Genomic DNA, 1,052 nt, shown 5'->3' on the forward strand with positions numbered 1-1,052 from the left:
TCTTAATTTAAAACTCTTAATTTAAAACTCTTAATTTAAAACTCTTAATTTAAAACTTGGAACACTTATTGCTTTTAAATTGCCAAGCAATATTTTGAAAGGATTTAAAATGGGTTTTAGAATAAACACCAACATAGGTGCAATGAATGCACACGCAAATTCAACTATCACAGCAAGAGAGTTGGATAAATCTTTAGGTAGACTTAGTTCAGGTCTTAGAATCAACTCTGCAGCTGATGATGCTTCAGGGATGGCTATTGCTGATAGCTTAAGATCTCAAGCTGCAACTTTGGGTCAGGCTATAAACAATGGTAATGATGCCATAGGTATTTTACAAACAGCTGATAAGGCTATGGATGAGCAACTTAAAATCTTAGATACCATTAAGGTAAAAGCTACTCAAGCTGCTCAAGATGGTCAAAGTACTAAAACAAGAAACATGCTTCAAGCTGATATTAACCGTTTGATGGAAGAGCTTGACAATATTGCAAATACTACAGCTTTTAATGGTAAGCAACTTTTAAGCGGAAATTTTGTTAATCAAGAATTTCAAATCGGTGCTCAATCCAACCAAACTGTAAAAGCAAGTATAGGGCCAACACAAAGCTCTAAAATAGGTGTTACTAGATTTGAAACAGGTTCTCAAGCTAAGGAAAGTGGTATAGCTCAACTAACCATTAAAAACTACAATGGTGTAGATGATTTTAAATTCCAACCTGTAGTGATTTCTACTTCAGTAGGAACAGGTCTTGGAGCTTTAGCTGAAGAGATTAATAGAGTAGCAGATGTAACAGGTGTTAGAGCAAATTACATAGTTCAAACTACTGGTGTTGGTCCTATAAAAGCTGGAGAAACAAGTGATGATTTTAAAATCAATGGTGTAACTATAGGTAGAATAGAATATCAAGATAGTGATCAAAATGGAGCTTTAGTAGCAGCTATTAACTCAGTAAAAGATAGCACCGGTGTGGAAGCTTCAAGAGATGCTAATGGTAGATTAGTACTTAATTCAAGAGATGGTAGAGGTATTGAAATCACTGGTAGTATAGGTC

General features: G+C 34.7%; 1 protein-coding gene. It reads left to right on the forward strand.

Annotation, left to right across the window (positions count from 1 at the left end; translation table 11 throughout):
• Positions 1 to 109: 109 nt before the first annotated feature.
• Positions 110 to 1,052, forward strand: a 943-nt coding sequence (locus tag L8V88_RS07925; protein WP_318529691.1) for a flagellin hook IN motif-containing protein, incomplete at its 3' end; no start/stop codon positions are given.

The organism is Campylobacter sp. IFREMER_LSEM_CL2101, from assembly GCF_025771825.1.
GTDB classification, from domain to species: domain Bacteria; phylum Campylobacterota; class Campylobacteria; order Campylobacterales; family Campylobacteraceae; genus Campylobacter_D; species Campylobacter_D lari_C.